This is a genomic window from Bradyrhizobium sp. BRP19 (assembly GCF_020194195.1).
Classification (GTDB): Bacteria; Pseudomonadota; Alphaproteobacteria; order Rhizobiales; family Xanthobacteraceae; genus Bradyrhizobium; species Bradyrhizobium yuanmingense.
The window spans coordinates 1-17,174 of record NZ_JADYVZ010000001.1; the positions used below are offsets into that span (position 1 = coordinate 1).

General features: G+C 64.3%; 17 protein-coding genes. 9 read left to right on the forward strand and 8 right to left on the reverse strand.

Annotated features, from left to right (window positions below; all coding sequences use genetic code 11):
- Positions 1 to 160: 160 nt before the first annotated feature.
- The 5 genes from I6F36_RS00005 to pncA form a co-directional block, all read right to left on the reverse strand.
- Positions 161 to 1,456 carry a DUF1236 domain-containing protein gene (locus I6F36_RS00005; RefSeq protein WP_036012366.1) on the reverse strand — a complete coding sequence of 432 codons (1,296 nt, stop codon included), beginning with the start codon at positions 1,454 to 1,456 and terminating at the stop codon, positions 161 to 163.
- A 104-nt stretch (positions 1,457 to 1,560) separates the two neighbouring features.
- On the reverse strand, positions 1,561 to 1,944 hold the full coding sequence (locus I6F36_RS00010; RefSeq protein ID WP_036012369.1) for a GrlR family regulatory protein: 384 nt from the start codon (positions 1,942 to 1,944) through the stop codon (positions 1,561 to 1,563).
- 30 nt (positions 1,945 to 1,974) lie between these two features.
- Positions 1,975 to 4,008 (reverse strand): NAD(+) synthase, encoded by a 2,034-nt coding sequence (locus I6F36_RS00015; RefSeq protein WP_225170843.1) that lies wholly within the window; start codon positions 4,006 to 4,008, stop codon positions 1,975 to 1,977.
- Positions 4,009 to 4,150: 142 nt separating this feature from the next.
- Positions 4,151 to 5,266 carry an alpha/beta fold hydrolase gene (locus tag I6F36_RS00020; protein ID WP_036028075.1) on the reverse strand — a complete coding sequence of 372 codons (1,116 nt, stop codon included), beginning with the start codon at positions 5,264 to 5,266 and terminating at the stop codon, positions 4,151 to 4,153.
- Positions 5,267 to 5,282: 16 nt separating this feature from the next.
- Positions 5,283 to 5,909 carry a bifunctional nicotinamidase/pyrazinamidase gene (gene pncA, locus I6F36_RS00025; RefSeq protein WP_036028076.1) on the reverse strand — a complete coding sequence of 209 codons (627 nt, stop codon included), beginning with the start codon at positions 5,907 to 5,909 and terminating at the stop codon, positions 5,283 to 5,285.
- A 266-nt stretch (positions 5,910 to 6,175) separates the two neighbouring features.
- Here pncA and glk point away from each other — a divergent pair, with 266 nt between their 5' ends.
- Together glk and I6F36_RS00035 are read left to right on the forward strand one after the other, a co-directional pair.
- Positions 6,176 to 7,147: a glucokinase gene (gene glk / locus I6F36_RS00030; RefSeq protein ID WP_225170844.1), complete on the forward strand. Its 972-nt coding sequence runs from the start codon at positions 6,176 to 6,178 to the stop codon at positions 7,145 to 7,147.
- A gap of 139 nt (positions 7,148 to 7,286) precedes the next feature.
- Positions 7,287 to 7,499 carry a hypothetical protein gene (locus I6F36_RS00035; protein WP_036012396.1) on the forward strand — a complete coding sequence of 71 codons (213 nt, stop codon included), beginning with the start codon at positions 7,287 to 7,289 and terminating at the stop codon, positions 7,497 to 7,499.
- A 33-nt stretch (positions 7,500 to 7,532) separates the two neighbouring features.
- Here I6F36_RS00035 and I6F36_RS00040 read toward each other — a convergent pair whose 3' ends face one another.
- Together I6F36_RS00040 and I6F36_RS00045 are read right to left on the reverse strand one after the other, a co-directional pair.
- A complete protein-coding gene (locus tag I6F36_RS00040) occupies positions 7,533 to 7,910 on the reverse strand; it encodes a response regulator (RefSeq protein WP_036012398.1) in 378 nt (125 codons plus the stop codon).
- A gap of 112 nt (positions 7,911 to 8,022) precedes the next feature.
- Complete coding sequence (locus I6F36_RS00045; RefSeq protein WP_109143715.1) at positions 8,023 to 8,826, reverse strand: Spy/CpxP family protein refolding chaperone; 804 nt, start codon at positions 8,824 to 8,826, stop codon at positions 8,023 to 8,025.
- A 476-nt stretch (positions 8,827 to 9,302) separates the two neighbouring features.
- Between I6F36_RS00045 and I6F36_RS00050 the strand changes: the two genes are divergently transcribed.
- The 6 genes from I6F36_RS00050 (at position 9,303) to I6F36_RS00075 (ending at position 15,428) form a co-directional block, all read left to right on the forward strand.
- Positions 9,303 to 10,643, forward strand: a complete 1,341-nt coding sequence (locus I6F36_RS00050; RefSeq protein WP_225170845.1) for an ABC transporter substrate-binding protein — start codon at positions 9,303 to 9,305, stop codon at positions 10,641 to 10,643.
- A gap of 129 nt (positions 10,644 to 10,772) precedes the next feature.
- On the forward strand, positions 10,773 to 11,711 hold the full coding sequence (locus I6F36_RS00055) for a carbohydrate ABC transporter permease (RefSeq protein WP_225152666.1): 939 nt from the start codon (positions 10,773 to 10,775) through the stop codon (positions 11,709 to 11,711).
- Positions 11,711 to 12,622, forward strand: coding sequence for a carbohydrate ABC transporter permease (locus tag I6F36_RS00060; protein WP_225152665.1), 912 nt, complete (start codon positions 11,711 to 11,713; stop codon positions 12,620 to 12,622). Before I6F36_RS00055 ends, I6F36_RS00060 begins: the two co-directional genes overlap by 1 nt.
- A gap of 20 nt (positions 12,623 to 12,642) precedes the next feature.
- Entirely contained in the window at positions 12,643 to 13,743 is a 1,101-nt protein-coding gene (locus I6F36_RS00065; RefSeq protein ID WP_036012409.1) for an ABC transporter ATP-binding protein, read from the forward strand.
- Positions 13,744 to 13,780: 37 nt separating this feature from the next.
- Positions 13,781 to 14,770: a hydroxyacid dehydrogenase gene (locus tag I6F36_RS00070; RefSeq protein WP_225138492.1), complete on the forward strand. Its 990-nt coding sequence runs from the start codon at positions 13,781 to 13,783 to the stop codon at positions 14,768 to 14,770.
- A 166-nt stretch (positions 14,771 to 14,936) separates the two neighbouring features.
- On the forward strand, positions 14,937 to 15,428 hold the full coding sequence (locus tag I6F36_RS00075; RefSeq protein ID WP_036028083.1) for a hypothetical protein: 492 nt from the start codon (positions 14,937 to 14,939) through the stop codon (positions 15,426 to 15,428).
- Positions 15,429 to 15,432: 4 nt separating this feature from the next.
- On the opposite strand, the gene I6F36_RS00080 is transcribed toward I6F36_RS00075, so the two are convergent.
- Positions 15,433 to 15,930, reverse strand: a complete 498-nt coding sequence (locus I6F36_RS00080) for a DUF1993 domain-containing protein (RefSeq protein WP_225143752.1) — start codon at positions 15,928 to 15,930, stop codon at positions 15,433 to 15,435.
- 301 nt (positions 15,931 to 16,231) lie between these two features.
- Here I6F36_RS00080 and I6F36_RS00085 point away from each other — a divergent pair, with 301 nt between their 5' ends.
- The gene (locus I6F36_RS00085) at positions 16,232 to 17,092 is read left to right on the forward strand and encodes a DUF2147 domain-containing protein (RefSeq protein WP_225170846.1); all 861 of its coding nucleotides are present in this window, start codon (positions 16,232 to 16,234) and stop codon (positions 17,090 to 17,092) included.
- Positions 17,093 to 17,174 lie beyond the last annotated feature (82 nt).

Below are 17,174 nucleotides of genomic sequence, written 5' to 3' on the forward strand. Positions count from 1 at the left end.
ACCACATGGGGCGGGGGATTGAAGGCTGGGGCAAGGTGACGAGGTCCGGACTCCTAGGCACTCCGGACCTCGAAACTTTTTAGATTGAACGCAGCAACGCGCCGTCCGGTGGGGCATCCGGGCGGCGCGTTGTCGTTTCAGAGCCTCTTTGTTTCGGCGCTTAGCGCGTCTGCGGCTCCAGCGTCACGGTGCAATCGCCCTGCCCTTGCGTCGCGACCACGATGTTGCCCGCGGGAGCGCCGAGAGCGATCGGCGCGGACGAGCCGCCGCCAGGCATCTGGACGATCACGCTGAGGGAATCGGTGCGCGCAGTCGAGCCCACGGTGGTCGGCTCCGCCTGGGCGACGTTGCCGGAAGCATCACGTCGCATGATCTGGCAGTTCACCATGGTGTTTCCGCCGGCCGCCGCCATGCCTGACGACGAGGAGGTGCTGCCACCCATTTGGGCCCGGGCCCGCGACGGATCGCGGGGTACCTGGCTGACGATGCGATGCGAGCGCGGCTCCACGATAATGACCTCGTCTTCCGTCGTAAAATATTCGTAGCCCCGATATGCAGGCTCGATCGAGACGATCTCGGGCGGCAGCCGATGCAGACGCACGCGCGAGGGAATCGTCTCGCCAACCCGGATCGAGATGTTCAGATTGCGCTCCGGCTGCGCCAGGCGTGCGCGGCTCACCGTTTCGGAGATCCGCACCTGCCTCTCGGTGGTCACCTGGGCCTGCTGGTTGACCTGCGTGTTGGTCTGCGTGGTCTGATTGGCCTGGTTGGTCTGCGTGCCCGTGGAGCCGGGTCCGGTCTGTGCATTGTTGGTCGGAGCCGCGCGGCTGGTATCCGTCGCAGTGGCCGGCTGGTTGCTCTGTTGCTCCGGCGGCTGCTGCTCGGCGGCACTGCGCGGCGGCTGGGCCTGGTTGCGCTCGTTCTGGTTGGCCGTAGCTCCGGTGCGCTCGTTCTGCTGGCCAGCCGGGCCAGTCGTCGGGCCAGTCTTGGATCTCTCGGATTCGGCGGTCGATTTCTGCGGCGCAGCCTTGTCCTGCGCAGCCTTGTCCTGCTTGGTTTCCGCACTGCTCTTGCCCGCATCGCGTCCGGGCTTGGCGCTCTCGGCCTCCCGGTTGCGATCGCGCGAAGGCTCACGAGAGTCTTGTGCCTGGTCCCTCGCCTTCGGTTGATTGCGCTCCGAGGCCGTCGCCGGCTGGCGCTTGTCGTCACTTGCCTCGCTCTTGGCAGCGCCGCCTCGATCCTCGCGGCCTGCGCCCTGAAGCCGCTCTTGGGCGCCTTGCGCGCGCTCTTGAACGCGTTCTTGAGCCGCACCACCGCGCTGCGGAGAAGCGCCCTTGGCCGGCTCCTCGGTCCGTTTCGGCTCGTCCCTGCGCTCACCGGGCGCCTGGGCATAGGCAAGGCCGGATGCGAGCATGAGCCCGACGGCCGCAGTCGATAACATCAAATGTTGACGCATGGTCCCTCTCCTCGACAATTCGCAACAATAAACGCGAACGTTCTGTTCGTACGAAGGTTCCTGAGCAGGAACGCAGTCGTGGAGGTGAGCCAATCAAGTCGCCATTACATCGCATCCTTCAGCGTCAGCCGCGCCGTGAACGTCACGCTGGTCTTGCCGACCAGCGCCATGCCTTCGACTTCCGCACCGCCGGGGAAATAGTCGCCGGAAAAGCCGCAGGTGACCTCCCTGCCGCCGAATGCGAGCGTCCTGCCGACCGCCTCGGTGTGCTGATTGACGATCATGTCGCCCCGCCACTTGCCGTTCCGGAAGGTGTAGCTGCCGGTGTAGTAGAAGTAGCTGTCGCCGCCCATGATGCGGCCGTCGCTGAGCACGACCACGCCCCTGGCCTGCCCACGCTTGCCGTCCCGCATCTCGATGTCGAAGATGTAGAGGCCGTTGACGACCCTGGCCTCCTCACCCGCTTCCGCTTCATCGCCAGCTGACATCCGATCATCCCCACCGATCCGCTGCCCCGATCAGTTCGGCACGTTCCGCTCGAGATCCTCGAGCCATGCCGCTGCACTCGAATCCGAGGGCGCGCGCCAATCGCCACGCGGCGACAATGAACCGCCGGCCGAGACCTTCGGCCCGTTCGGCATGGCCGAGCGCTTGAACTGGCTGAAGGCGAAGAAGCGGCGCAGGAACACCTCGAGCCAGCGGCGGATATCCGGCAGGTCATAGGCCCGGCGCCGATCGCTCGGGAAGGCCGGTGGCCATTCGCCCTTGGCAACGTCCTTCCATGCCTGAAGCGCCATGAAGGCGATCTTTGACGGCCGCATGCCGAAGCGCAGCGTATAGAACAGGTTGAAGTCCTGCAGCTCGTAAGGTCCGACGGACGCTTCCGTGCTCTGCGGCTTCTGGCCGGCCTCGACGGGCACGAGTTCCGGCGAGATCTCGGCCACAAGGATCGAGCCAAGCGTCCGGTTGACGTCGTCGCTGAACTGCTTGGAGGAGATCACCCAGCGGATCAGATGCTGGATCAGCGTCTTCGGCACGCCGGCGTTGACGTTATAATGCGCCATCTGGTCGCCGACACCATAGGTGCACCAGCCGAGCGCGAGCTCGGAGAGATCGCCGGTTCCGATCACGATGCCGCCGTGATGGTTGGCGAGCCGAAACAAATAATCCGTGCGCAGGCCGGCCTGCACGTTCTCGAAGGTGACGTCGTAGACCTTCTCGCCCTTGCCGAAGGGATGGCCGATATCCTTCAGCATCTGCGTCGCCGTGGTGCGGATGTCGAGCTCCTGCCAGCTCGTCTGCAACGCCTTCATCAGCGCGAGCGCGTTGGTCTTGCTCTCGCTGCCGGTGGCAAAGCCCGGCATGGTGTAGGCTAGGATGTTCTCGCGCGGCAGGCCGAGCAGGTCGACCGCCTTGGCGGCGACGATCAGGGCGTGGGTGGAATCGAGGCCGCCCGACACGCCGATCACCACGCGCTTGGTACCGGTGGCGCGCATGCGCTGCACCAGCCCGGCGACCTGGATGTTGTAGGCCTCGTAGCAGTCCTGCTCGAGCAGGCTCTCATCGCTCGGCACGAATGGAAAGCGCTCGACCTTGCGCAGGAAGCCGATATCGGCGGCCGGCGGCTTCAGGGCAAATGTCACCTTGCGGAAAAACGCCTCGCGCTGCCGCCGGTTGTCGTCGAACGTTCCCATCAGCGCGCGCTCCTGCCGGAGCAGGTCGAGGTCGACGTCAGCCAGCGTGATCTGGCCGCCCTGGCGGAACCGCTCACCCTCGGCCAGCAGCACGCCGTTCTCGTAGATCGAGGTCTGACCGTCCCAAGCGAGATCGGTGGTGGATTCTCCGGCCCCGGCCGCGGAATAAACGTAAGCCGCGAGGCAGCGCGCCGAGGTCGATTGGCACAGCAACGCGCGCGAGCGCGCCCGGCCGATCGTGATCGGGCTGCCCGAGAGGTTGATCAGCACGCTCGCGCCCGCAAGCGCGAGCTCCGAGGCCGGCGTCACCGGGATCCACATGTCCTCGCAGATCTCGACGCCAATGGTGAGGCCCGGAACGTCCTCGGCCGCGAACAGGAGATCAACGCCGAACGGCGCATGCAGGCCGCCAAAGGCGATGGTCTCACCGGCGATGCCGGCGCCGGAGGCGAAATGCCGTCCCTCGTAGAACTCGCGATAGGTCGGCAAGTAAGATTTCGGCACGACGCCGAGGACGTTGCCGCGATGAATGACGACGGCGCAGTTGTAGATGCGATTGCCGAAGCGCAGCGGCGCCCCGACGATCAGGACCGTCATTAGCCCCGCGGAGGCCGCAACGACGCTTGCAAGCCCGCGCTCGACCGCATCAAGCAGCGGATCCTGCTTTACCAGGTCCTCGATCGCATAACCGGGCAGGCACAGCTCGGGAAACACCGCGACCGCGACCGACTGCTCATGGCAGGCATTGGCCGCCGCCAACACGGCCTTCACGTTGGCGCTGGGATCGGCGACGTGGGAGGTGGTCACGCAGGCTGCCACGCGCGCAAATCCGTGGGCGTAAATCGAGTGGAAAGTCATCGAGCGCAGTACCCTCAAATCTCTCGCCGGCGGCCACCGCCGTCAGCTCCGGTCATATTTAGCCCATCGATCTGGCCCCGTGCAGGCCATCCGCCGTCATGCATAACGGATTTGCGCCCCATCCGGTCCAGTGCCGGCGAGGTCAGGCGCTGCGGGCCAGCACGCCGGGCAGATCGCCGCGCAGCCACCCGGCGATCCGGGGCCAGGCATGCGCATGGGTGCGCGCGCCCATGAACAGGCCGAGGTGGTTGCTGGGCTCGGATGCCGCTGCAACGAAGGCAGGTGGCGTACCGACGAGCCCCGCGGTGGCCAGCGCTTGCGTCGCTGGCACTACATCGTCGTCGAGGCCGGCGAGCAGGAAGATCGGCGCCTTGACGTCCTTCAGATCGATCGGGCGCCCGAGCGCGACGAAACGGCCCTCGGCGATGCGGTTCTCCCGGAAGATCGCGTTGACGATCTCGAGATAATAAGTGCCCGGCAGGTTGAGCGTCTCGGTGTTCCAGCGGTCGAACCGCGCCAGCAGCTCGGAGCCCTGCTCGTCCGAGAGATCCCGCTGCAATGCCGTCCTGATATCGTCGTTGTCAGGGGTTTTGGACCAGAAGCGCAGCATCTCCTCGCCGCTGACATTGCCGCCGCCGCGCGCGACGAGCTGGTCATAGACCAGCTCGGGCGCGTTGCGGGCGAGCCGGGCCAGCGAGGACTCGATCGACAGGTCCACGGGAGCACCGACCAGAACCAGCCGCCGCACCTTGCCTGGAAAGCGCGCGGCATAGAGCAGCGACAGCCACCCGCCCTGGCACAGCCCGACGAGATCGACCGGCGCGCCGATCTCGTCGATGGCGACGTTGAGATCGCCGAGATAGCTGTCGATCGAGAGATAGCGCATGTCCGGCGTCGCTGACCGCCAGTCGGTGAGATAGATCCGGTCGATGCCGCCGTTTTGCAGCGACTGCACCACGCTGTGGCCTGGGGCGAAATCGGCGATCAGGGCCCGGTGCAGCGCATAGGGCGCGCAGACCAGCGCCGGCTGGCCGGACCGGGTCTGCGAGCAATCGCGCAAGTCCATCGTCGGGAGCTCCAACGCAACGCGGCTCGGCGTCGTCCATGGCAGGCTGCTGTCATCCTGTTGCTCGGGTGCCCGCTCCAGCCACCAGAAGCAGGCATCCATGGCGAGCTGCGCTGCCGCAAACGGCCAGAGCCGTGGATCATCATGAGCCTGGGCTGACCTGCGTGGCGGTTTGGAGGTCTTGTCCACCATGGCTACCTCGACATCCTCACAGAAACGCCTCGAGGCTCACGACGGCAATGCCGAGGTCCCGAAAACTCCGATGGGTCGCCGCGACCGAGCCGTCGAGATCGATGCCGCGACAGGCATCCTCGATGACGGCCACCTCCAACCCTGCCTTGCGCGCATCTTCCGCCGAGAAGCGGACGCAGAAGTCCAGCGCCAGACCTGCGACAAAGACGGTCTTCAGCTCGCGTTCGCGCAAATAACCAAGCAATCCGGTCGGTGTCCGATGGTCGTTCTCGAACAACGCCGAATAGGAATCGATGCCGCGGCGAAAGCCCTTGCGCACCACGAGGCTTGCCCGTGTCACGTGGAGATCGCGATGAAATTCCGCGCCGGCCGTGCCTTGCACGCAATGCGTCGGCCACAGCACCTGCCGGCCATAGTCGAGCTCGATGGTCTCGAACGGCTGCTTGCCGGCATGGTTCGGCGCGAACGAGACGTGGTCGCTCGGATGCCAGTCCTGGGTCAGCACCAGATTGGCGAATTTTTGGGCGATCCTGTTGATGGCGGGCACGACCTTCTCGCCACCGGGAACGGCGAGCGCCCCGCCGGTGCAGAAGTCGTTCTGCACGTCGATCACCAGCAACACGTCGCGGTCGGAAATCTTCATCGCCGTCCCATTTCGATCTGCCGGGCGCGACGGCGCCGGGCGACCACCTCAGTGTCGGCCTTCCCGCGCGGCTTCGCAACCACTGGGACGGGCGGCAGCTGCGCGAATTGGTCACCGTGGCCGCCACGATGCAACGGTTTGACCTCGTCCGTGTTGACTAGGCGCACCCAAGGGCAGATTCTCGCACCGCCCGCGCCAGGCGGATCGGGTCGAAGCAGCGGAGGACAGGGCTGCCAGGGCCTGAAGGTCGTGGCGGCGATGAGGCCATGAATATCGGCAAGACCGGAAAAATTCTTCTCGCCGATATCGGCGGCACCAATGCGCGCTTCGCGCTGAGCCCGAGCGGTCAGACCGGACCGATCGACTATGTCAAGGTCGCCGACTTCCCGACCGTGCGCGAAGCCATCGCGGACGTTTTGGCGCGCCGGTCCAACGGCGAGCAGCCCCATCGCGCGGTGCTGGCCGTGGCGGGTCCCGTCACCAACAATCGCTGCGTCATGACCAACAGTCCCTGGGTCATCGACGGCAACGAGCTGCAGTCCGCGCTCGGCTTCGACAGCGTCCATGTGCTGAACGATTTCGAGGTCGTGGCCTGGTCCCTGCCCGCCTTGGAGCCTGCCGACCTGGTCCCACTCGGCGGCGGCGACGGCTTGGCCGGCGAGCCGTTGCTGGTCGTGGGGCCTGGAACCGGATTTGGTGTGTCCTGCCTGGTCGACCGCCATGGTTCGCGACTGGCCGTCGTCACCGAGGCTGGACATGCGACCCTGCCGGCGGAGAACGAGCGCGAGGAGCGCGTGATCGCCTGCTTGCGGCAGCGCCTCGGCCATGTCTCGATCGAGCGCGGTGCCCTCTCGGGCTCGGGGCTGCAAAACCTGTATGAAGCGTTGGCTGAGATCGACGGCGTTCAGGTGCCGCATCGCGATGCCGCCGGGATCACCAAGGCGGCCCTGGAGAACAGCTGTCCGGTCAGCCGCGCGACGCTCGAAATGTTTTGCGCCATCCTCGGCTCGGTCGCCGGCAATCTCGCGGTGACCTTCGGCGCCCGCGGCGGCGTCTATGTCGCCGGCGGAATCGTGCCGCGCTTCCGCGAGTTCCTCGCCGCCTCTGCGTTCCGGGCACGCTTCGAAGCCAAGGGACGGTTCCAGGATTATTTGCGCAACATCCCGACCAGGCTCGTGATCAAGCCCGATGCGAGCTTCCTCGGCCTGACGACGTTTGCCGAGCACAATTCCGGCTGAGTAGCGGTCTCAGGCGGCGAGTTCCCGTCATGCACAGCTGATTTGCGGCGCACCTGCGGTTCCACGCAGGTTCTGCTTGCCTGTGTGTTCCCGATGAGAAACGATCTACCCGTGTGTGGCGTAGTTGCGGGGGCGTGACATGCGTAAGCAGGATTCGGGTTTCGACTATCACCGCTATCACCGCCTGTTGCGCGAAGCGGACAGCGAAGACAAGCGGCTGGCGCTCATCGAGCTCCTGATCGAGGAAAAGGCCCGCGACCAGCTGGCTGCCCAGCGCGCTTCGGACCGCGCGGCCATGACGGCTCATACCATTGCCAGGGTGCTGAGGAACGGCCGCAGCCCTGGCGGTTGAGTTCTTCCCGCCAGGCGGCAAAAGCGCGATCGGTCAGCTCGGGATAGTGGCTGACGGCTCGGGAAACATCGAATCGATCATCGCCTTGAGCTGATCCATCGCGATCGGCTTGCGCAGGATCGGCCTGCGCCGGAGCAAGGACGGCAGCAGTTCCGGACCGTAGCCTGTGGCGAACAGAAACGGTTTTCCACGACGTTCGATCAAATCGGCGACGGGGTCGACATAGACGCCCATCAGATTGATGTCGAGGATGGCCAGATCGTACTGCGCGGTCATGGCAAAGGCGCTGGCGTCGCGCACATTGTCTGCCTCCGCAACGACGTGGTGGCCGAGTTCCTCCACCATGTCGGCGATCATCATCCGGATCAACGCCTCGTCTTCGACCAGGAAAACGGAGAGTCCGTCCGCCATATCAACCCCGCAATCAGCCGTGCGAAGCTAAGCATAACCGAATTGCGCTGTAGATACACGAATTCGTGGCGGGCGCCGTTAATTCACACGCGCCCGAACCGATTCAACTTGATCAATCCAGTCCGCGCTCGTGGCTGAGCCGCACCATCGCCTGGATGAACACCTGCTTCTGCTTGTCGTCGAGGCTCGAAAAGAGCGGCTCGGCGGCATCGGCGACGTTGCGCTGATCGCCGGCGCGATCGATCAGGAACTGGGCCTCGTTGCGCATCTGCTCGATGATGTCGTCGGGCGGATCGCGCTTGGCGCGCGCAATCCTCAGGTTGAGTCGCTCTGCGCCATTATGCCCGAGGTAGTGCATCGCGCTCGAGAATCCGTACCAGTGCTTCTCCTGATCCGGCGTGAGATTCAGCTCGCTCTTGATCCGTTCGATGTAGGAATCGCTGTTCGCGACGATCTGCTCGGCAGTCAGCTGCGGCGCACCGGGCTGGGTCAGAACCGTGACTTCCTTGTTGTCTTTACCCTTGTTGTCCTGCGGCGCGTTCTTCGCCTCCTTGGTCGCCTTGGCGCTCTTGCCCTTGGCGCTTTTGCCATCCTTGTCTTTGGCCCCGCCCTGCTGCTTGGAATCCTTAGCCGCGTCCTTGCCGGCCTCCTTGGGCGGCGGCGCCTGATTGCCGGTGTTGGTGTTGCCGACACCGAGCACGCCGGTGAAAACGCCAACCACGCCACCGATGGCGCCACCGAGCACACCACCGACCGGACCTGCCGCCTTGTTGCCGGCTGCGGCGCCTTCCTGAACGCCCTTGACCAGACCTTGAGCATTCGCCACCGCGCCGGCCCCGAGCAACAGCGCGAGCATAGACCCCAGCGCCAGGCATCGCCGCAGATGAAGCCGCGCTGGTGCCGCCGGTTTGATCATTCTCGTCTCCATCATCGATCTGGCCTGTCAGCGAGGATCAGCCGCTAGGCGCAACTCTATCGTTTCCGCCGCTTCGAGGTCCAGACGTGGCCGATTGCTGTCCACGCCCGAAAGGTCTTTCACGCGAAGCGGTTATCCAGCCTCTTGCGAAACTGAGGCGCAATTGCGCACGGCAGCGTTCGAGGCCGTTTGGCGCGAAGTGTGCGTCGCAAAAAAACACCGTGCGCTGCGCCTGCGGCCCTATCGCCTTGCCAGACGTTGCGACCTTTCCGGGCACAACATGAGTTTTGGACGCGGAGCCGTTCGGCTTTCTCGACAGACGCGATCAATCATGATCTGATCGCGCTACCAATTTGCTGCGACAGGCGTGAATTGCCCACGCGGGCCGACGGCACCAACAAGAAAATCGACAACAAGAACTCAAGAAAGAAGTCCCAGAGGAAACTCCAACAACAACACCCAAGCGAGGAAACGAGATGTCACGCAAGACACTGACGCGACGTCAATTTGTGGCTGCCACTGCAATGTCCTCCGCGGCGCTGATCTCGGCGCCCTATGTCCGGGGCGCTTACGCCGCCGGCAAGCTCTCGATCGGCTTCTGGGACCATTGGGTGCCGGGCGCCAACAAGGCCTCGACCGAGCTCGTCAACGAATGGGCGGCGAAGGAGAAGGTCGAAGTCACGATCGACTACATCCCCAGCCAGGGCAACAAGAACCTGCTCACCATTGCTGCCGAAGCGCAGGCGAAGTCGGGCCACGATATTTTCGCGATGCCGACGTGGTGGGCCCACGCCAATGCCGACCAATTGGAGAACGTCAGCGACATCATGGGGCCGATCATCGCCGAGAATGGCGAGGTAAACGGCACGGCCAAGTATCTGGGCACGGCCGGGAGCAAATGGCTTGGAGTTCCGGCCTCCGTCGGCAGCCAGATCAAGGGTCCCTGCTCCCGCATCGACCTGATGAAGAAGCATGCTGGCATCGACGTGCAGGCGATGTATCCGGTCGGTTCTGAACCAAAAGCTGATAACTGGACGCTGGAAACATTCCTGAAGGCTGCCGAAGCCTGTCACAAGGCTGGCGTCCCGTTCGGCATCGGCCTCGGCGAGACCACCGACAACGTCGATACGGCGGGCGCGATCTTCCTGTCGTTCGGCGCCCAGCTCGTTGACGCCAAGGGCAATCTCACCGTCAAGACCGATGCGGTTCGTCAGGCACTCGAATTCTACAAGAAGCTGATCAGCTTCCTGCCGCCCGACGCCGCAGCCTGGGATGACGCATCTAACAATAAATGGCTGGTCTCCGGCAGGGGGGCGATGATCATGAACCCGCCGAGCGCCTGGGCAGTTGCCAAACGCGACGCGCCGCAGGTTGCGGAGCAATGCTGGACTCACGGCTTCCCGGCCGGACCCAAGGGGCGTTTTGCCCCCTACCTGCCGTACTTCTGGAGCATCTGGAATTTCTCGAAGAACAAGGACGCGGCGAAGAGCCTCCTGGTCCAACTCTCGAAGCCGGCGTCCATCGAAAAGATGGTGGTCGCAAGCGGCGGCTACGATCTACCGGCCTACGAGAAGCTGACGACGTTGAAGGTGTGGCAGGAGGAAGGGCCGCCGAAGGGTACGCTCTATCACTATCCCAACCCCTACAAGCATCAGACGCTGTCGATTGCAGCCTCTCCCGCGCCGCCGAAGATTGCACAGCAAATCTACGCGCAGGCCACGCTGACCAAGATGTGTTTGCGTTATCATCAAGGTGAAGCGATGGAAAAGACGCTTGCCTGGGCCGAAGGCGAGTGTGAAGGCTTCATGCGGAGCTGAGACGGCCAAGGTGTCGCCGCAAGCGGCCGCAAGTCGTCTTGCGGCGACACCTCGGCGCGAGCCGCGAGCAGTTCGGCTCTCGTTCCGATATCGAGCTCTTTGTACTAAACCGCGCGAGGAATATGCATCATGGCGGATGTGGCATTGCGGCCGGACAGGATTGGGGCCACGCGACCGGCGCGAAAACGCTCCGGTTTGCAAAAGGCGCTCAAACGCAGATCGACCGCGGCGTTCCTGATGACGCTACCGCTGATCATCCTCATCGCCCTTCTGGTGATTTATCCAGCGTTCTATTCGCTTCACCTGGCGACCCTCAACAAGTCGATGCAGAAATTCGTCGGCCTCGGCAACTTTGAGTTCCTGTTCAGGCGAGACACTTTCTGGCTGGTCGTCAAGCAATCCTGCATCTTTGCGATCACCGCCGTGGTCTTCAAGGCGCTGATCGGGTTCATCGTCGCACACTTCGTCCACAACATTCCGGCCAAGGGCCAGCGCAAATGGCGCGGCATGCTGCTGGTCCCATGGGTGATCCCGCCCGCCATGAGCACACTGGCATGGCTCTGGCTGTTCGATCCCTCCTACAGTGCATTCAACTATACGCTGTCGTTCTTCGGAATAGGCCCGATCCCGTGGACCGGCGACGCAGCTTGGGCGCGCTTCTCCGTCATTCTGGTCAATGTCTGGTACGGCGCGCCGTTCTTCATGATCATGTATCTGGCGTCCCTTAAATCGGTGCCCGACCAGCTCTATGAAGCCGCGGCGATCGACGGCGCCAATTGGTGGCAGCGGATCTGGTACGTGACGTTGCCGATGATGCGCAACATCATCGCGATCACGACGCTGTTTTCGCTGATCGTCACCTTCGCCAATTTCGATATCGTGCGAATCCTGACCGCCGGCGGCCCGCTCGACCACACCCACATCTTCGCCACCTGGGCGTTCAGGATCGGCATCGAAGGAAGCGACATTCCGCTCGGTGCCAGCGTCTCCCTGTTCATGGTGCCAATCCTGGCGATCGCAGCGATCTTCATCCTGCGGGACGTCAACAAGCGCGGGAATGAAGCCTGATGAGCTCAGTCACGATCGACAAGGCCGCGCCGACACGCACGGTCAAATATGGCAGCATGAGCCGCGACCGCAAATGGGCGCTGAGATGGTCGTATTTCTTCCTGACGCTGTTTGCGATCTTCTCGCTGCTGCCGCCCATCTACATGCTGATCACCTCGCTCAAGAGCAGCGCCGAAATCTCTGCGGCGACCAATCCCTGGTGGGTCTTTCACCCGACTCTCGAGAACTATATCGGCCTGCTGACGTCGAACCAGTTCCTGCGGTTCTTCTGGAATTCGGCGCTGGTCTCGATTTTCGTGGTCACCATCACGATGCTGATCAGCGTGCCCGCGGCATTCGCCCTCGCTCGCATGCGGTTCTGGGGGTCGGCCACGCTGGCGACCGGCGTGTTCCTGACCTACCTCATTCCGGACAGCCTGTTGTTCATTCCGCTGTTCAAGGTGTTCGCCCTGTTCGGCGACTGGACCGGCATCCAGCTCATCAACCGCTGGTACGTGCTGCTCTTCATCTATCCGACGCTGACGGTCCCGTTCTGCACCTGGATCATGATCGGCTATTTCGCCTCGATCCCGAAGGAGCTCGACGAGGCCGCCATCATCGATGGAGCGTCCTGGTTCCAGACACTGACGCGGATCTTCATTCCGGTCGCGCTGCCCGGGCTGATTGCCGCGACCATCTTCGCCTTCACCGTATCCTGGGCGCAATTCCTCTATCCACTCGTGTTCACGACCTCAACGGACCAGCTCGTTCTGCCGGTCGGCATCATCACCACGCTGATCAAGGGCGACGTCTTCAATTGGGGACAGATCATGACCGGCGCGCTGCTCGGAGCCGCGCCGCCGCTCATCATCTACGCCTTCCTGATGGACTACTACATTGCCGGCCTTACCGCCGGTGCGACAAAGGGTTGAAAGCGAGGGGTTGAACTGAAATGGCCGACGTTTCCTTGCGGAAGGTAGTCAAGCGTTACGACGATGTCGAAGCCGTGCGCGGCATCGACCTGGACATCGCCGACCATGAGTTCATTGTGCTGGTCGGCCCCTCCGGCTGCGGTAAGTCGACCACGCTGCGCATGATCGCAGGCCTCGAGGACATCAGCGACGGCGACATCATGATCGGCGGCGATATCGTCAACGACGTGCCGCCGAAGGACCGCGACATCGCCATGGTGTTCCAGAACTACGCGCTCTACCCGCACATGACGGTCGCGGAGAACATGTCGTTCGGGCTGCGGCTGAAGCACTATCCCAAGGCCGAGATCAAGGCGCGGGTGACGGAAGCCGCCCGCCTCCTCGACATCACCGATCTGATCGACCGCAAGCCGAAGCAGCTCTCCGGCGGCCAGCGCCAGCGCGTCGCCATGGGCCGCGCCATCGTGCGCAATCCCAAGGTCTTCCTGTTCGACGAGCCGCTGTCCAATCTCGACGCGAAGCTCCGCGTGCAGATGCGGATCGAGATCAAGAAGGTGCACCAGAAGGTGCGCACCACGACGGTCTACGTCACCCACGACCAGGTCGAGGCGATGACGCTGGCCGATCGCGTCGTTGTCATGAACAAGGGCAAAATCGAGCAGATCGGCACGCCGAACGAGCTCTACCACAAGCCGGCGACGCGCTTCGTTGCCGGCTTCATCGGCTCACCCGCGATGAACTTCATCCCGTGCCGGCTCGAGGATGTCGGCGGCACGCTTCAGCTGCGCCTCACCGACCGCCTCGCCTTCGCGCTGCCGCCGGCCCGCGCCGCGCGCTACAACGCGCTGCCACGCACCGACAAGCTGCTGCTCGGCCTCCGTCCCGAGCATCTCACCGAGTGGCATGCGCATCTGGCGCCCGGCGTCGAGACTTTCGACACCGTGCTCGACGTCACCGAACCGATGGGGATGGAGACGCTGGTCTATTTCGGGCTCGAGGGCACGCCGGTCTGCGGCCGCGTCGATCCCAATGCCGGCGCCAAGGACGGGGCACCCATGCGCCTGGCGATGGACCTCAACAACATGCACCTGCTAAATGAGGAGACCGGCGTCGTGTTGTGACGCCGCGATCCAAGAAAAGCGAGCAGGTAGGGGAGCGATGGCGACCAACAAGAAGAAGATTTTCGTTACGCAGACTTTGTCGCAAGGGGCTCGCGCCCTCCTCACCCAGCGGGACGATATCGAGCTCGTCGAGTTTCCGAACCTGATCTCGGCGAAGGATTTCGAGGCCTTGTTGAAGAGCCATGCGCCGGTCCATGGCGTGGCGCTGGGCGCCACCGCCTTCGGCGAGACCGAGCTCGAGGCCGCGCGTGACATGAAGGTGGTAACCCGCATCGGCGTCGGCTACGACGCCGTCGACGTGCCCGCCCTCTCCCGCCGCAAGGTGCCGCTGATGGTCGCCGGCAGCGCCAATTCGCCCTCGGTTGCGGAGGCGGCGCTGTTCATGATGCTGACGCTGGCTAAGCGCGCGCAGGAGCTGCATTCCTGCGTCAAGGAGGGCACCTGGGCCGACCGGCTCGGCATGCTGCCGTTCGACCTCTACGGCAAGACCGTGCTGATCATCGGCTTCGGCCGCATCGGCAGCCGCACAGCGAAGCGCTGCCTGGCGTTCGAGATGAAGGTGCAGGTCTACGATCCCTACAAGGACGCCGCCGACATTAGGGCGGCCGGATGCGAGCCGGTCACCGACCTCGATGCCGCGCTGCCTCACGCCGACTTCGTCACCATCCACTGCCCGAAGACGCCGGAGACCGTCGGCCTGTTCGATGCCGACAGGATCGGCCGCATGAAGGATAGATCCTACCTCATCAATACCGCGCGCGGCGGCATCGTGAAGGAAGCGGCGCTCTATGACGCACTGACGTCCGGAAAGCTCGCCGGCGCCGGCATCGACGTGTTCGAGGTGGAGCCGCCGCCGGTCAGCAACGCGCTGTTCGCGCTGCCCAACGTCATCATGGCCCCGCACGTGGCCGGCGTCACGGTCGAGGCGGTGAGCCGCATGAGCGAGCAGACCGCGCGCAATATTTTGAGCGTGCTGGACGGCGATCCCATCAGGCAGAACGTCATCAACCAGGACGTGCTGGGCTGAGATTATGAAGGTCGGCGCGCGCTCGCCCGCCTTCGGAAGGCCAGAAAGCGTCCCATTTTGGTGCAGATCGGGCCCCAACTCAGCCTTAATCAAACGCGCGTAATGGGCTTGAAACGCGGCGGCGGTGGGACAGACTGGCCGGCGCGGCGAGCTGGAGGATGGACCCTTGTCAGAGATCGACCCGACCGACCACGCGCTGGCGACCATCGCCAGCATCCTGGAGCACCCCGAGCCCGTTCTCGTCATTCGCCAGACCGAGACCGAAATCGTGGTCGCCGGAGAGCGTGAGCACATCGCGTCGGACGAACCGCCGATCGTGGACGAGCATCCGGTGATCGACGAGCATCCCGTGGTCGAGGAGCAGCCGCTGGCGCCGGAGCACACCGATGCCGATGGCTACAGCAAGGTTGGTCCCGGACCCATGGTCGCGATCCGTCTGAAATGGACGGTTCATCGCGGCGATGACGGCCAGTACTATGTCCACGAGACCATCGGCGAGCAATCCGCGCCCGTGGTCAGCGGTCCCATGACGAGCGAGGCCGCGGTGCGCTTCGTCGACACCCAGCAAGACGAGGCGCAGCGGCGCTTCGAGCTGCTGCGCAGCGAGATCGCCGGCCGCAGCTCGCTCGCCGATTACGAACGCAAGGGCGAAGCGTAAGACCTCACTTCCTGCCGAGATAATCCTTCTTCACCAGCTCGACGCCGGCGTGCCGGAGCAGGTCGTAGGCCGTGGTGACGTGAAAGAAGAATTGCGGGACGCTGAACGTCAGCAGCAGCGTCCGCCCGGTGAAGGGCAGCTCGGTGCCGTTCTTCAATCTGAAGAAGACATTCCGATCCGCCGCCACATCGATCTCCGCGCGCGGCAGGCTCTCGATGAACTCGATCGACGTTGCGATGCGCGCCTGCAGCCCGGCCATGTCATGCTCCAGCGCCGGCAGCGTCACCGGCTCGCACTGCGCCAGCAGGGCCGGCGCGACCGTGGCATGGCGGCAGGCCTCGCCGACCTGCTGGGCGAGGTCATACATGTTCGGCGCAAGGCGCATGCCGAGCAAAATCGCCGGATCAAACTTCCGGGCCTCGGCATACGCGACGCCCTTGTCGAGCAGCGCCGACAGGTTACGCAAATAGGGCACGAACAGGCCGACCGAGGCCTCGTAGATCGAGATCGTCACTTCAAGGATTCCCTTCGATTTCTGCCTTCCGAGTTGTCCGCTTTTCGGTCGACCAGTGGCTGCACATTGCCATGGAAGACGGCGCCTGCAAGAAGATCTACCCGGCCTGGTTCGATAAGGCCGTGTCCTTCCGTCGCTTTGCCTCGCCAAACTTTGGACCGGCTCCGGGCCTATTGAACCCGGAACCGCCGGGAGACGACTCACAGCAACGACAGTGATCTAGATCACTTTTTGCAAGCGAGCCGGCGCGTAAGCGTCGGTGCGGGGACCACCTGTTCAGGAGACGGAAATGAGGAAGCTGTTGGCCACGGCCGCATTCCTTTTGGCGAGCACTGCCGCGCAGGCGCAGTACACGTTTGAATATGGCGGGCGCACCATCCGCATCGATCCGGACCGCGGCACGGTGCAGATCCCCGGCGTCTACGACAACACAGGCCAGAATAAGCCCAAGAAGGCCAAGAAGAACGAGACGGCGCCGCAGCAGGCCACGGTCGACCCGCAGGCGCCGGCTGCTCCGGCCCCAGCTCCCGCTCCTGCTGCGCCGCCCGCAGCCGTGCAGGCACCTGCGGCTGCCGCCGTCGCGCCGCCGCCTGCGCCTCCCCCGCCGGCTCCCCCGGCGGCAACGACCGCGACCAATATGCCGGCCCAAACGGCGGTTGCGCCGCCACCTGCACCACCTCCGGCTCCTGCGCCGGTCGAGCAGCAAGCCGCGCCCGCCGTGGCCCCGCCGCCCGCCCCGGCCGTGGCTGCGGCTCCGCCAGCCCCGCCTCCGCCACCTGCGCCTGCTCCCGCTCGCGTTCAGGCGGCCGCAGTGCCGCCTGCACCTGCAACTGCGCCGACGCGCGACCTCAATTCGCCGGTCGGCGTCTGGCTCACCGAGGAGAAGGAAGGCAAGGTCCGCATCGAGCAATGCGGCACCAACCTCTGCGGCTATTCGGTCGACAGCAAGTCGAACCAGAACGGCGAGCAGGTGCTGATTAACATGAAGGCGGGCAAGGACCAGAAATGGTCGGGCCGCATCCTCGATCCCAACTCGGGCTCGACCTACGATTCGACCATCGCCATGAAGGGCACCGACCGGCTGCGCGTGCAGGGCTGCGCCTTCGGCGGCATGTTCTGCGGCGGCCAGACCTGGACGCGGGTGAACTGAGATCCGCCTGATCGTTCTTACGCAGACAAGGGGCCCGCGATGCGGATCCCTTTGCTTTTGCGCCCTGCCGTGCCGGCGTGCG